Source organism: Actinoplanes sp. CA-142083, assembly GCF_050942195.1.
Lineage (GTDB): Bacteria > Actinomycetota > Actinomycetes > Mycobacteriales > Micromonosporaceae > Actinoplanes.
The window spans coordinates 9,112,605-9,127,478 of sequence record NZ_CP192076.1 but is presented as its reverse complement, the minus strand read 5'-3'; the positions used below and the strand labels follow the sequence as shown (position 1 = coordinate 9,127,478).

At 70.3% G+C, this 14,874-nt stretch carries 10 protein-coding genes; 7 read left to right on the top strand and 3 right to left on the bottom strand.

All coding sequences use genetic code 11. From position 1 onward, the window contains the following. Positions 1–21: 21 nt before the first annotated feature. The 4 genes from ACQPZX_RS41970 to ACQPZX_RS41955 all read left to right on the top strand — a co-directional run bounded on the left by ACQPZX_RS41970 (position 22) and on the right by ACQPZX_RS41955 (position 8,141). Positions 22–1,821 carry a glycoside hydrolase family 127 protein gene (locus tag ACQPZX_RS41970; protein WP_433368644.1) on the top strand — a complete coding sequence of 600 codons (1,800 nt, stop codon included), beginning with the start codon at positions 22–24 and terminating at the stop codon, positions 1,819–1,821. A gap of 34 nt (positions 1,822–1,855) precedes the next feature. Beyond that, entirely contained in the window at positions 1,856–5,140 is a 3,285-nt protein-coding gene (locus ACQPZX_RS41965; RefSeq protein WP_433368641.1) for a discoidin domain-containing protein, read from the top strand. A gap of 96 nt (positions 5,141–5,236) precedes the next feature. Beyond that, a complete protein-coding gene (locus ACQPZX_RS41960) occupies positions 5,237–7,672 on the top strand; it encodes a beta-L-arabinofuranosidase domain-containing protein (protein WP_433368638.1) in 2,436 nt (811 codons plus the stop codon). A gap of 64 nt (positions 7,673–7,736) precedes the next feature. Then, on the top strand, positions 7,737–8,141 hold the full coding sequence (locus ACQPZX_RS41955; RefSeq protein WP_433368635.1) for an SRPBCC family protein: 405 nt from the start codon (positions 7,737–7,739) through the stop codon (positions 8,139–8,141). On the opposite strand, the gene ACQPZX_RS41950 is transcribed toward ACQPZX_RS41955, so the two are convergent. Beyond that, the gene (locus tag ACQPZX_RS41950) at positions 8,138–9,037 is read right to left on the bottom strand and encodes an alpha/beta fold hydrolase (RefSeq protein WP_433368632.1); all 900 of its coding nucleotides are present in this window, start codon (positions 9,035–9,037) and stop codon (positions 8,138–8,140) included. The genes ACQPZX_RS41955 and ACQPZX_RS41950 overlap by 4 nt on opposite strands. Next, the gene (locus tag ACQPZX_RS41945; RefSeq protein ID WP_433368629.1) at positions 9,034–9,492 is read right to left on the bottom strand and encodes a hypothetical protein; all 459 of its coding nucleotides are present in this window, start codon (positions 9,490–9,492) and stop codon (positions 9,034–9,036) included. Before ACQPZX_RS41945 ends, ACQPZX_RS41950 begins: the two co-directional genes overlap by 4 nt. Before the next feature lie 128 nt (positions 9,493–9,620). Between ACQPZX_RS41945 and ACQPZX_RS41940 the strand changes: the two genes are divergently transcribed. Continuing rightward, positions 9,621–10,178 carry a hypothetical protein gene (locus ACQPZX_RS41940; protein WP_433368626.1) on the top strand — a complete coding sequence of 186 codons (558 nt, stop codon included), beginning with the start codon at positions 9,621–9,623 and terminating at the stop codon, positions 10,176–10,178. Here ACQPZX_RS41940 and ACQPZX_RS41935 read toward each other — a convergent pair whose 3' ends face one another. Next, positions 10,179–10,850 (bottom strand): metal-dependent transcriptional regulator, encoded by a 672-nt coding sequence (locus tag ACQPZX_RS41935; RefSeq protein WP_433368623.1) that lies wholly within the window; start codon positions 10,848–10,850, stop codon positions 10,179–10,181. Positions 10,851–11,005: 155 nt separating this feature from the next. On the opposite strand from ACQPZX_RS41935, the gene ACQPZX_RS41930 reads away from it, so the two are divergent. After that, positions 11,006–12,190, top strand: a complete 1,185-nt coding sequence (locus ACQPZX_RS41930) for an acetoin utilization protein AcuC (RefSeq protein ID WP_433368620.1) — start codon at positions 11,006–11,008, stop codon at positions 12,188–12,190. Between the two features lie 8 nt (positions 12,191–12,198). Continuing rightward, positions 12,199–14,745 (top strand): GNAT family N-acetyltransferase, encoded by a 2,547-nt coding sequence (locus ACQPZX_RS41925; protein WP_433368617.1) that lies wholly within the window; start codon positions 12,199–12,201, stop codon positions 14,743–14,745. Positions 14,746–14,874 lie beyond the last annotated feature (129 nt).

Here is a 14,874-nt window from a genome sequence, read left to right as displayed (position 1 = left end):
AAATTTCGGGGAGGTGCGGCCATGACGGGACCCGTCGCGCCGTCGCGGGGCGTTCTGCGGCCCGTGGGACCGCAGCAGGTGCGGCTGACCGGCGGCTTCTGGGGGCGACGCCAGCAGATCAACGGCAGCGCCACGATGGAGCACAGCCGCACCTGGGAGGACCGGCTCGGCTGGACCGGCAACTTCCGCTCCCCGGGCGCGGAACGCCGGCGGGGGCGCGAGTTCAGCGATTCCGAGGTGTACAAGCTGACCGAGGCCCTGTGCTGGGAGTCCGTCCGCCCGGGCGGCGTCCGGCATGACGATGAACTGGCCGAGTTGACCGCGCTCATCGGGGGTGCCCAGGACGCCGACGGCTACCTGCACACGGCGTACGGGCGGCCCGGCCAGCCGCCGCGCTACAGCGACATGAATTTCGGGCACGAGCTCTACTGCGCCGGCCATTTCTTCCAGGCAGCCGTCGCGGGGGCCCGGACCGGCGCGGCGCCCGGCCTGCTCGACATCGCCACCCGGCTCGCCGACCACATCTGCGTCCAGTTCGCCGACGAGGGCTTCTGCGGCCACCCGGAGGTCGAGACCGGTTTGGTCGAGCTTTATCGGGTGACTGGCGAAAGGCGCTATCTGGACCAGGCGGCAAAGTTCGTGGCCCGGCGCGGCCAGCGCACGCTGCCCGAGCACGAGTTCGGCTGGCAGTACTTCCAGGACGCGGTGCCGGTGCGCAACAGCGAGGTGTTCCACGGCCACGCCGTACGCGCTCTGTATCTCGCCGCCGGCGCGGTGGACGTCGCGGTCGAGACCGGCGACGACGAGCTGCTCCAGGCGGTGGCGCGGCAGTTCGACCGCACGCTCGCGCGCCGCACCTACATCACCGGCGGGATGGGCTCGCGCCACCTGGACGAATCGTTCGGCGAGGACTTCGTGCTGCCGCCCGACCGGGCGTACTCGGAGACCTGCGCCGGGGTCGCCACGATCATGGTGGCCCACCGGCTGCTGCTGGCCACCGGCGAGACGCGCTACGGCGACATCGTCGAGCGGGTGCTGCACAACGTGATCGCCACCGCGATCGCCGACGACGGCCGGTCCTTCTTCTACGCGCACACCCTGCACCAGCGGGTGCCCGCCGAGCCGCCACGCACCGACCGCGAGCAGCTCCGGTTCAGCGGCGGCGTGCGGGCGCCGTGGTTCGAGGTGTCCTGCTGCCTCAACAACGTGGGCCGCCTGACCGCCTCGCTGGGCACCTACTTCGTCACCGAGGACCCGGGCGGCGTGCAGATCCACCAGTACGCGCCGATGCGGGTCGAGGCCGGCGGCATGGTGCTGGACGTCGAGACCGACTACCCCGATGAGGGTGTGGTCACCGTGACCGTGGTCGAGGCCCCTCCGACCCCGCGCACGCTGACCATGCGCATCCCCGAGTGGGCCACGGGGCCTGAGGGGGTGCATCGGCGCGTCTTCCACTCCGGCGAGCAGATCCGGCTCGAGCTGCCGATGCGTCCACGCTGGACGTTCCCCGACCCGCGGGTCGACGCCTTGCGCGGCTGCGCCGCCGTCGAGGTGGGACCCATCGTCATGTGCGCCGAGTCCACCGACCAGGAGGACGGCGTACGCCTCGACGAGATCCAGGTAGACACGTCGGTCGCCCCCGAAGCCGGCGCTGTGAAAGGTCACCGCATCCACCCGGCCGACCCCGGCTGGCCGTACCAGAGTCACCGCACCACCACCGAACGTCCTGATCCGGTCGTGGTTCCCCTGCTCCCGTACCACCGCTGGGCCCGTCGCGGGCCCTCCACGATGCGGATCTGGCTGCCAACCAACCCGTCCTGAAGGACTGAGAGGCAAGCGAAAGGGAGGTGACGCGATGCCACATCCCCGGCTGGCACTCGCGTTGACGACAGTTCTCATCAGCTCTACCGCTGCGATCACGCTGACTCCCACAGCGGCGGCCGCGGCCCAGACGATCGGCTACCCGACGTTCTCCGGGTCGTCGATCCCCAACCCGCCGGTCGCGATGACCACCGGCAACACCATGCAGGCCATCTACAACGCGGAATCCGGCGGCACCGATTTCTGGATGGACCGCCTGCTGTCCCGCTCCGGCAACGACCCCGCCGGCACCTGGCTGATGAGCCGGGGCCGCGCGGTGTTCATGAAGACGCACAATCCCTCGGTGCTCGGCTTCGGCGGCACGGTCGCGTACTGGGAGAGCATCAACGACCAGCCGGCGTTCACCGTGACCGCCGGGTCGGGCACGTGGACCGAGCAGGTGGCGTCGCGCTGGCAAGCGCCGAGCCACTGGAAGAGCGTGCACACCAACGGCTCGCTGCGGATCAACCAGACGAAATTCATCACGCAGAACGACGTGGCGGTCGACAACCTGGCGATCACCAACACGGGTACGGGCTCGGCCACGGTCGCGCTGCGCGTGACTTCGCCGTACGCGACGAGCGGCAGTGGCACCGAGCTGACCGGCCAAACAAGCGTCAAAAACGCCCTTACCACGATTTATCCGAGACTGAGCGGTGACGGCTTCGCAGCCGCAAGCGGCGCGCTCACGAGGAGTGTCACGGTAGCGGCCGGCGCGACGGTCACAGTGAAGGTCCAACTGGGATTCATTGCCAACGAGATTCCGGAGTCTTTGTCCGAATACAACTCATTCAAAGCGTTGAATCCGGACAATGCGTTCGCGACTCAGGTAAGGGCATACAACCTGTGGTGGGCGCAGAACCTGCCCTACATCGACGTCCCCGAGCCGGCCATCAAGAAGGAGATCTACTACCGCTGGTGGCTGATGCGGTTCAACTACCTGGACGCCAACATCCCCGGCCAGGACTTCCAGTTCCCGATGAGCGTCGAGGGCGCGCTCGGCTACAACAACGCCATCGCGCTCACCCAGCCGATGCACATCGACGACCTGAAGTACCTGCGCAACCCGGCCTACTCGTACGGCCCGTGGCTGTCGGTCGGCCAGGTCTCCAAGGGCGGCCGGTTCATGGACAACCCCGGCGACCCGGAGAACTGGTCCAACAGCTACACCCAGTACATCTCCGAGGCGGCCTGGCGCAGCTACGAGATCCACGGTGGACAGCCCGCCATCGCCGGCAACCTGGCGAAGTACGCGGAGGGTGACGCCAAGGGCCAGCTCTCCTACTACGACCACAACAACGACGGGCTGATCGAGTACGACTGGGGCGCGCTCACCGGCAACGACGCGGACGCCGTCTCCTTCGACTGGCGCTCGGGCAACCTCGACCGGGCCGAGTCCGCGTACGTCTACAGCGGCGCCCTCGCCTCGGCCCAGGCCTACGCGGCGATCGGCAATACCGCCAAGGCCAACGAGATGCAGGCCGTCGCCGACCGCATCAAGAACGCCATCGTCACGTACCTGTGGGATTCGACGAACAAGCTGATCGAGCACCGGCACGTGGCCACCAACGCGCTGGTTCCCTGGAAAGAGATCAACAACTATTATCCGTACGCGGTCGGCGCGATGCCGAACACGGACGAGTACCGCCAGGCGCTGCGCCTGTTCGCCGACCCCGCCGAGTACCCGATCTTCCCGTTCTACACGGCGAACCAGAAGGACAAGGCGGCGGCGGCCGCGGCCGGCTTCCCGGGCAGCAACAACTTCTCGACCATCAACTCGACGGTCCAGTTCCGGCTCTACTCCTCGGTCCTGCGCAACTACCCGAACCAGTGGATGAGCGCCGAGGACTACAAGAAGCTGCTCTACTGGAACACCTGGGCGCAGTACGTCGGCGGCAACACGGCCTGGCCGGACGCCAACGAGTTCTGGGCGAACTGGAACGCCGGCACCAAGACCATCGACTACCGGTCCTGGATCCACCACAACATCCTCGGCAGCAGCAACTGGACAATCGTCGAGGACGTGGCGGGCCTGCGGCCGCGCGCCGACAAGCAGGTCGAGCTGTGGCCGATCAACATCGGCTGGCCCAACTTCGCGGTCAACAACCTGCGCTACCGCAACGCCGATCTCAGCATCGTCTGGGACGACCCGGCCGACGGCGTGGTCAAGTACTCCGGCATCCCGCAGGGCTACTCGATCTTCATCAACGGCACCCGGGTCGCGACCGTCGACAAGCTCGTCCGGCTGGTCTGGAACCCCGACACCGGCGCGGTCACGCTGCCGGCCGGCGGGGCGACCGTGGTGGCGAGCCAGGCCTACTCGGGCCTGCAGTCGCCGACTCAAACAAACCAGTCCAGCGCCCAGATGGTCGACATGTTCAACAAGGCCGGCGTCGACCTGACCGCCGACCTGCCGAACTACGCGCAGGGCGTCTCCACCGCGGCGTCGTACACGGCGAGCGGCACCTCCGGGGCCAACGCGGTCGACGGCTTCCCGATCAACGAGCCGATCTGGGGCACCTGGGGATCGCCCAACGCGACCGACTACCTGCAGCTCAACCTCGGCCAGGCGAGAACGGTCAACGAGGTACGCCTCTGGTTCCGCAACGATCGAGCCACCAATCACTATCGCGCTCCCTCGTCGTACCAGATCCAGTATTTGAACGGCAGCACCTGGACCAATGTCCCGTCCGCGGTGAAGACCCCGTCGTCGCCGCAGTCCAACTACAACGTGGTCCAGTTCGGCGCGGTCAGCACCACCGGGCTGCGGGTGCAGGTCACCCACGCCTCCGGGGTCAAGACCGGCCTCACCGAGGTCAAGGCCTACAACCGCGGGGGAGTGGTGACCCCGCCGACGGACACCAACAAGGCGCTCACCGCGACACCGAGCGCCAGCTACACCTCGTCCTGGGAGAGCGTCGCCGCCCTCAACGACGGCATCGATCCGCCCTCCTCCAACGACACCGTCAACCCGCGGTGGGGCACCTGGCCCAACACCGGTGAGCAGTGGGGCCTGCTGACCTGGTCGTCAGCGCAGTCCCTGTCCAGCGCCGACGTCTACTTCTTCGACGACAACGGCGGCGTCCGCGTCCCCGCGTCGTGGAAGTTGCAGTACTGGAACGGCACCGCCTACGTCGACGTGGCCGGCGCGTCCGGCTACCCGGCATCCCTGAATCAGTACAACCACGTCACGTTCACACCGGTGAGCACCACCCGGCTGCGGGTGCTGCTGCAGAGCGGCGCCGGGTCGGTCGGCCTGCTCGAGGTCAAGGCGTTCTGAACCGATCGCACCACCTGACTCCCCAACGGGCCGGCCGCACACCCACGCGGCCGGCTCGGCGATACCCCCGTCCCCGTTTCGCCTGGGAGGTCCCTCGTGTCACCACACCTGTCCCGCCGAACCCTGTTAGCCGGCTCCGCCGCCGTCGGCGTCGCCGCCACTCTGCCGGTCGCTCTCCCCGCCGCGGCCGCCGCCCGCCCCGACACCGGCGTCTCGGCCTACGCCTTCCCGCTCACCGCGGTCCGCCTGCTGACCAGTCCCTTCACCGCCAACGCCGGGCGCACCCAGTCGTACCTCCAGTTCCTCGACATCAACCGGCTTCTGCACACCTTCCGGCTCAACGTCGGCCTCTCGTCCACCGCCACCGCGTGCGGCGGCTGGGAATCGCCGACCACCGAGCTACGGGGGCACTCCACCGGGCACTACCTGTCGGCGCTCGCGCAGGCCTACGTGAGCACCGGCGACGCGTCGTACAAGACCAAGGGCGACTCGATCGTCACCGTGCTGGCGCAATGCCAGTCCCGGGCCGCGACCGCGGGCTTCAACACCGGGTACCTCAGCGCCTTCCCCGAGAGCTTCATCGACCGGGTCGAGCAGCGGCAGAGCGTGTGGGCGCCGTACTACACCCTGCACAAGATCATGGCGGGCCTGCTCGACATGCACCTGCTGGCCGGCAACGCGCAGGCGCTGACCGTGCTCACCGGGATGGCCTCGTGGGTGAAGTTCCGCAACGACCGGCTCACCCAGACCCAGCGGCAGAACATGCTCGACACCGAGTTCGGCGGGATGAACGAGGTGCTGACCAACCTCTACCAGCTGACCGGCGACGCCAACCACCTGGCCGCGGCCCAGCACTTCGACCACGCCGAGATCTTCGACCCGCTCGCGTCCAACGTGGACAGCCTGAACAACTACCACGCCAACACCCAGATCCCGAAGATCATCGGAGCGATCCGCGAATACCACGCCACCGGGACCACCCGCTATCGCGACATAGCGGTCAACTTCTGGGACATCGTGACGCGGCACCACACGTACGCCATCGGCGGCAACTCCAACGGCGAGTACTTCAAGGCGCCGGACCGGATCGCGAGCGAGCTTTCCGACACCACGGCGGAGTGCTGCAATTCGTACAACATGTTGAAGTTGACCCGGCAGTTGTTCCTCACCAACCCGGCGCGCGCCGACTACATGGATTACTACGAAAAGGCGCTGTACAACCACATCCTCGCCTCGCAGGACCCGTCGTCGGCGCACGGCTTCCAGTGCTATTACGTGCCGCTGCGGGCCGGTGGGATCAAGACCTACAGCAACGACTACAACAGCTTCGTCTGCTGCCACGGCACGGGCATGGAGAGCAACTCGAAGTTCGGCGACAGCATCTACTTCCATGACAACGGCACCACCCTCTACGTCAATCTGTTCATTCCCTCGGTTCTCACGTGGTCGGCCCGGGGCGTGACGATCCGCCAGGACACGTCGTTCCCGGAGGCCGGCAGCACCAAGCTGACCGTGACCGGCTCGGGCGCCTTCACCATGCGGATCCGGATCCCGGCGTGGGCCTCCGGCACCCAGATCAGGGTCAACGGCACGGTCTTCTCGTCACCGGCGGCGGGCGCCTACGCCACGGTCACCCGCACCTGGGCCTCCGGTGACGTGGTCGACGTGACACTGCCGATGGCGCTCACCCGGGAAGCGACAAACGACAACAGCAACGTCCAGGCGGTGAAGGTCGGGCCGATCGTCCTCGGTGGACTCTTCGGCACATCGAATCTGACGGCGCTGCCGGTGCTGGACCCGGCGTCGCTGTCTCCCACGACGACGCCGCTTCAATACACCGCCAACGGTGTCTCCCTGGTTCCTTTCTACAAGGCACACGGGCAGCGCTACAGCGTCTATTGGTCGATAACCGGATCGACTTTGGTCGCGCACTATCCCTTCGACAGCTCGCCCGCCGACGCCTCCGGGAACGGCCGCACGGCGACGGTCTACAGCGCGGGCTACGTGGCCGGCCGCAGCGGCAACGCGCTCGACCTCAACGGCACCAGCGGGTACGCGGCGCTGCCCGGCGGCGTCCTGGCCGGCGCCACCAACTTCACGGTGGCGCTGTGGGCACGCCTCGACACGGTGGCGACGTGGAGCCGGCTCTTCGACTTCGGCACCGGCACGGGCGCCAACATGTTCCTCACGCCGCGCTCGGGCTCCGGCACGGCCCGCTTCGCCATCACCACCGGCGGCGCGGGCGGGGAACAGCGCATCGACGCGCCGTCGGCCCTGCCCGCCGGCGCGTGGACCCATGTGGCGGTCACCCGCAGCGGCAACCTGGGCGTGCTCTACGTCAACGGCGCCGAGGTGGCCCGCAACACCGCCCTGACCGTCAGCCCGGCCTCGCTGGGCAACACGACGCAGAACTGGCTGGGCCGGTCGCAGTACGCCGACCCGTACCTCGACGGCGCCCTCGACAACGTGCGCCTCTACAGCCGTGCGCTGAGCGCGGCCGAGGTCTCCGCCCTCGCCTCCGGCGGAAGCTGACGCACCGGGAGGGGCGTGCGCAGCGTGCCCCTCCTCCGGTCGCCGACTGTGACATGGTGGGCCGATGGACCACGACGAGTCTGCGGTGATCTCGACCTATGTGGATGCCTCGCCGGAACGGGTCTGGGCGGCGCTCACCGATGCCGACGCGCTGGCCGCCTGGTACTGGCCGCCATCGGTGCATCCGATCGCGAAATCCGATCCCGTCGCCGGCGGGCGATTCGGCATCACCGGCGACGGCATGGGTTTCGAAGGGGAGTACGCCGAGCTGGACTTCCCGCGGCGGATCGTGCAGACGTGGCGATGGCTGGGCGACGACCGCGACAGCCGGGTGACGATCACGCTGGCGGCGCGGGACGGCGGCACCGACCTCGTCGTCGTGCACGATCTGGTCGACGCCGCCACCGCGGAGATGTATCGAGCCGGCTGGGAGAGCTGCCTCGCGCGCCTGCCCGGCTATCTGGCCTAGCGGGCGCTCTGCACGAAGTCGGTGATCAGGCCGGCCAGGACCGCCGGCTGCTCGACGACCATGGCGTGCGAGGCGTCGGCCAGCGAGAGATAGCGGACGCCGGAGGCCGCGGCCTGGTCGACGAGATAGCGGCGGTGGGCCGCGTAGAGCTCGGCGAACGGCTCCTGCTCGGGCAGGTCGCGGGTGGGCAGCACGACGAGCTCGGGGCAGCTCGTGGCGGCGTAGACCGGCGCCAGCTCCAACTCGTTCATCAGCGTGCGCAGCTGGGACGCGGTGGCGGCGGACGGGCGGGTCGAGGTCTCGCCGTTCTCGTGGACCAGGTTGCGACGGAAGCCCTCGATCCACACCTTCTCGTTGGCGCCCATGTCGCGGGCCGCCATCTGCTGGCGCTCGACCAGGTCGGGCAGCTGGTCGGCCTCGATCACCTGGCCGGCCGCCGCTTCCATCTGGTCGAAGATCGCGCGCAGCCGGGACAGCTCGGCCGCTGCCTTCTCCGGGTCGAGGCCGGGCAGGTGCTCCGGGCGGGTCGGCGGCGGGTTGCCGTCGAGGCTGATCACGGCCGGGGCCTCGGGGTGGCGCTGGCCCCACAGCGCCGCGAGCATGCCCCCCAGCGAGTGGCCGACCACGGCGGGACGGTCGAGCTCCATCTGCACGCAGACGGCGGCCAGGTCGCCGAGCGCCGCATCCCAGCTCCAGGAGCCGTCGCCGGAACGGCCGTGGCCGCGCAGATCCATCGTGATCACCCGGTGGTGCGGGCGGAGGGCGCGGGCCAGCGTGGTCATGTGGGCGAGGTTGCCGCCGGCGCCGTGCAACAGCAGCAGCGGGGGCGCGTCGCCGCCGAAGTCGCGGACCGCGAGCGGAAGCTCCCCGGCGTCGATCAGGCGGTCGTTGATCACGGTGTCTCCTCGTTTTTGCGGGCGCGCAAGCGGTCGCGGACGGCTCCGGACGGCACGCCGCCGTCGGGATGACGGGGCAGGCGGCCGCGTCTCACCAGGTCATGGACGCCTTGCCGGGTGATGCCGAGCATCGCGCCGGCGACGGCGTAGGAGACCGACTCGGACCACGGGTGCCCGGCGCGCAGCGCCACGGCCTGACCGAGCGGGCTCGTCCACCAGTCGGGCGGCGGATCGAAGGCGCGGTCGCTCGGATAGAGGGTGGCGATGAGCCGGGCCGCCGTCAGCACGGCCGTCCGGTCGTCGCCGTGCTCCATGGTGTCGGCCCAGCGCCGTGCCCTGAGCCGTACGAGATCACGAATTGCCTCGACCGCGTCATCGCCATCGAGCAGCACCTCGAGCGGGTCGAGCAGACGCACGTCGAGCAGGCGCACGATCTGCTCCACGAGGCCGGTCATGCGGGCCATGCTACTTGACGGCCGTCGTCAAGTGCTACGCAGCGTGTGCCTTTGGTGCCTGACTCGGCCTTTCGCCCGATCGCCGGGCAAAGTACGGTGTGCCCCGAAAACCCTCGGGAGGATCACTCGTGCGTTCGCGTTCCGTCGTGCTAGGCGCCGCTGCGCTCCTCAGCCTGGCTGCCTGCGACAACCGCGCCGACGCGAGCAACCAGGAGCCGCTGCCCCCGGTCGAGCTCGTGACGCAGCCGGCGGCCTCGGCGGGCGGCGCGTGCATCCTGTGGGACTACGCCATGATCAAGTCCAAGATCGGCGTCACCTTCGACGTGGCCGCCTCCGACCAGGTCGACGACACGTCCACCTGCGTGGTGCAGACGGTGAACGGCGACTGGCCCGACCTGGCGCTCTCCGTCGTGGAGAGCACCCAGGCCGACGCCGAGCTGTTCCTGACGGATCTCAAGCCTGACAAGGCGACCAAGCTCAAAGGTCTCGGCAAGGCCGCCTACCGGCTGAACACCGCGGCGGCGGGCGGGCACGGGCCCACCATCGAGATCGGCTGGCTCAGCGAGGCGAAGCAGCTGCAGACGCTGCGCTTCACTTTCGCCAAGAGCGCCAAGGCCACCGATGTGAACGCGATGAACACCAAGCTGCTCGCCCTGGCGAAGGCGATGGACACGACGGCCGGTTAGTTAGTGGGCTGCCACAAAGACCCGGGAAGCGACCTCGCGCGGCAGGCGGATCTTGTCGCCCGAGCGGTCTATGGTCACCGCGTCGCGCTCCTGCGCCACCGTGACCGTCGTGCCCGGGTCGATGCCCGCGGCATGCAGCTGGCGCAGCACATCGGCGTTGGTCTGCACGCTCTCGCAGATGCGTCGCACGACCACGCTGCCGGTCAGGCCGGGGAACGCCAGGTTGCGCTCGCCCTGGCTGCTCACGGTGGTCGCCTGGCCCGGCTCGTCCTCGTCGGGCAGGCCGAGCTTGTCGAGGCCGGGGATCGGATTTCCGTACGGCGAGCGAGTCGGCCGGTTGAGCAGCTCGTAGACCTTGCGCTCGACCGTGTCGCTCATGACGTGCTCCCAGCGGCAGGCCTCCTCGTGGGCCTCCTCGTAGGGCATCCCGATCACGTTGACCAGCAGCAGCTCGGCCAGGCGGTGCTTGCGCATGACGGCGACGGCGGCCACCCGGCCGGCCCCGGTCAGCACCAGATGGCGGTCGCCCTCGACGGTGAGCAATCCATCGCGCTCCATGCGGGCCACCGTCTGGCTGACCGTCGGGCCGCTCTGGTGGAGGCGCTCGGCGATCCGTGCGCGCAGCGGCGGGACGCCCTCCTCCTCCAGCTCGAGGATGGTGCGGAGATACATCTCCGTAGTGTCAACAAGATCATTCAAGGTGCGGCCCTCCCGGTAGCGATATTACCCCGTCACCGGGGGTTGACAGCCGCGCCGAACTGGTGTGCGACAGACCCTACCTGAACGCACTCCGGAAACTGTCGGCAGTGCGTGGCAGCATGACGGTCATGGCAGAGCGGACGACGGCCGTGGTGTGGGATCAAGCCCTGCTCGACTACGACATGGGCGACCACCCGCTCAACCCGGTGCGGGTCGAGCTGACCATGGCCCTCGCCCGCGAGCTCGGCGTCCTCGATCGGCCCGGCGTGCGCATGATCACACCCCGGCCGGCGACCGACGACGATCTCACCCGCATCCACCGCGCTGATTATCTCGACGCCGTCCGGCTCGCTCCGAGCGACCCGTTCTTCCGGGGCTGGGGCCTGAATACTCCCGACAATCCCGTCTTCGACGGTATGCACGAGTCGTCCGCGCGCATCTGCGGCGCGAGCATCGCCGCCGCCGAGGCGGTCTGGGAGGGCACGGCCACCCGCGCCGTCAACGTCGCCGGTGGCCTGCATCACGCGATGGCCGCCCGCGCCGCGGGCTTCTGCGTCTACAACGACCCCGCCGTCGCGATCGCCCGCCTGCTGGACCGGGGCGCCCAGCGGGTGGCGTACGTCGATGTCGACGTCCACCACGGCGACGGCGTGCAGGCCGCGTTCTACGACGACCCCCGAGTGCTCACGATCAGCCTGCACGAGTCGCCACTCGCGCTCTTCCCCGGCACCGGCTTCTCCGACGAGATCGGCGGCCCGGGCGCCGAGGGCATGGCGGTCAACGTGCCGCTGCCGCCCGGCACGTCCGACGGCGGCTGGCTGCGCGCGTTCCACGCGATCGTGCCGTCGGTGGTGCGCGCGTTCGCACCCGAGATCATCTTCAGCCAGTGCGGCGCCGACACCCACCGCCTCGACCCGCTGGCCGACCTGCGCCTGTCGGTCGACGGCCAGCGCGCGGCCTACCTGGCGATGCGCGACCTGGCCGACGAGCTCTGCGACGGCCGCTGGGTCGCCACCGGCGGCGGGGGATACGCGCTGGTCGAGGTCGTCCCCCGCGCCTGGACCCACCTGTTGGCCGTGGCCACCGGCGACCCGCTCGCCCCGTCGACGACGACTCCGGCGGCCTGGCGCTCGTTCGCCGCCGAGCGCTGCCCGGGCCGCGTCGTGCCCGAGACCATGACCGACGGCGTCGACCCGCCCCTCGAGCGCTGGGCGCCGGGCACCACCCCCGACGCGGTCGACCGGGCGATCCTCGCCACCCGCACCGCCGTGTTCCCGCTGCACGGCCTCGACCCGCAGGACCCGAGAGACTAGGCGGCGTCGTGGAGAAGAGCGCAGACGTCCTGCTCTCCGACGGGTCGGCCGCTCACCTGCGGCAGATCCGCCCCGGGGACGCGCCGGCCATTGTGGAGTTCCACTCCCGCATGAGCGAGCGCACGCGTTACTTGCGCTACTTCTCGCCGTACCCGCGAATCCCCGAGCGCGACCTGGAGCGCTTCGTCAACGTCGACCACGCCGACCGCGAGGCATTCGTCATGGTGAGCGGCCCCCGCATCATGGCGGTCGGCCGTTACGAGCGCCTCGGCCACGACTCGCCCGAGGCCGAGGTGGCCCTGGTGGTGGAGGACGCGCATCAGGGCCGGGGCATCGGCTCGGTCCTGCTCGAGCATCTGGCCCAGGCCGCCCGGGAAAACGGCATCAAGCGGTTCGTCGCCGAGGTCCTCCCGGAAAACGGGGGCATGCTGCGCGTCTTCAGTGACTTCGGCTATCTGATCCAGCGCCGCTACGCGGACGGCGTGGTGCACCTAGAGTTCCCGATCGAGCCCACCGAGAAGTCGCGCGAGGTGCAGGAGTCGCGCGAGCAGCGCACCGAGGCGCGGTCGATCGCCCGGCTGCTCGCGCCGAGGGCAGTGGCGGTCTACGGCGCCAGCGCGAGCGGGCAGGGCATCGGCGCGGCCATGCTGGGTCACCTGCGCGACGGCGGGTATGCGGGGACGATCGTGCCCGTGCACCGCCGGGAGCGGCGGGTCGCGGGCCTCCCGGCCTACCGGTCGGCCACCGAGGCCGGCGTCGCGGTCGACCTGGCGCTCATCGCGGTGCCGCCGGAGGCGGTCGCCGAAGCGGTCGAGGATGCCGCCGCGAGCGGCGCCGGCGGCTTGGTGGTGGTCTCGGCCGGCTTCGCCGAGGCGGGCGCGCCGGGGGCGGCCGCCCAGCGGACGCTGGTCGAGCGCGCGCACGACGTGGGGTTGCGCGTGGTGGGGCCCAACAGCATGGGGATCGCAAATGCCGATCCTTCCGTACGCCTCAACGCGACGCTCGCCCCGACGCTGCCGGCGGCGGGGCGGGTCGGGTTCTTCAGCCAGAGCGGCGCGCTCGGGGTGGCGCTGCTCGCCGAGGCCGATCGGCGCGGGCTGGGCCTGTCCAGCTTCGTCTCGGCCGGCAACCGCGCCGACGTCTCCGGCAACGACCTGTTGCAGTACTGGCAGGACGACCCCGGTACCGACGTGGTCCTGCTCTATCTCGAGACCTTCGGCAACCCGCGCAAGTTCGCCCGCCTCGCCCGGCGCATGTCCCGGGTCAAACCGGTCGTGGCGGTGGCCTCGGCGACCCGCCCGCCCGGCCTCGCGGGCGACCTGCCCGGTCCCGACGCCAACGCGGTGACCGCCCTGTTCGCCCGCTCCGGCGTCATCCGGGTCGACACGGTGCAGGAGCTTTTCGACGTCGGCCTGCTCCTCGCCCACCAGCCGCTGCCGGCCGGCCGTCGCGTGGCGGTCGTCGGCAACTCGTCGGCCCTCTCGCAGCTCGCGGTCTCCGCCTGCCGCGCGGCGGGGCTGGTCGTCGCGGAGGGCTATCCGCACGACATAAGCCCCCAGGCGGGCGCGCACGAGTTCGCCGACGCCCTGGCCGACGCCGCCGTCGACGCGCGGGCCGACGCGCTGGTGGTGGTCTTCGCGCCGCCGCTGCCCGGCCAGCTCCCCGACGAGGACGCCGACTTCGCCGCCGCCCTGGCGAGCGTCGCGCTGGCGGGGGAGAAGCCGACGGTGGCGACCTTCCTGCTGGGCAACCTGCCGTCCCGGGTGCCGTCGTATCCGTCGGTCGAGGAGGCGGTGCGGGCCCTGGCTCGCGTCGCGAACTACGCAGAGTGGCTGCGCCGCCCGCCGGGCGTGCTGCCGGCGCTGCCCGATGTGGACCCCTCGGCGGTCGACCTGGAGGGGCCGCCCTCGGCGCTACTCGCCGCGTACGGCATCGACGTGGTGCCGTCCACTTTGGCGACTTCGGCCGAGTCGGCTCTCGCGGCCGCCTCGTCCCTGGGCTATCCGGTGGCTCTGAAGGCGGCCGGTGGGGCGCTGCGCCATCGGATCGACCTCGGGGCGGTGCGGCTGGCGCTTGCCGACGAGGGCGACCTGCGCGCGGCGTACGCGGACCTGTCGGAGAAATTCGGCCCCGACGTGCTGGTGCAGACCATGGTCGCGCCCGGCGTCGCCTGCACGGTCGAGGTGGTGGAGGATCCCGCGTTCGGGCCGGTCGTCGGTTTCGGCCTGGGCGGGGTGGCCAGCGAGCTGCTCGGCGACCTTGCTTGGCGGGCGGCCCCGCTGACCGACCGCGCGGCCGAGGCCCTGGTCGACGAGCCTCGCGCGGCGCCGCTCCTGCACGGCTATCGAGGATCGGCGCCGGTCGACCGCGCGGCCCTTACCGACCTGCTTCTGCGGGTGGGGCGGCTGGCCGACGACCATCCGCGCCTGCGCTCGCTGATGCTCAACCCGGTGCTGGCCCGGCCGGACGGCATCTCGGTCCTGCACGCCGCGACCGAGCTGGGGCCGCCCATGTCCCGGCCCGACACCGGTCCGCGCCGTCTCCGCAGCCCGTAACCTCGCGGCCCTGCCCGCCATCCGCGCCGTCTTCGCGGTCTCCGCGTCTCCGTGCGGTCTCCGCGTCTCCGTGCGGTCTCCGCGTCTCCGTGCGGTCTCCGCGTCTCCGTGCGGTCTCCGCCGTCTCCG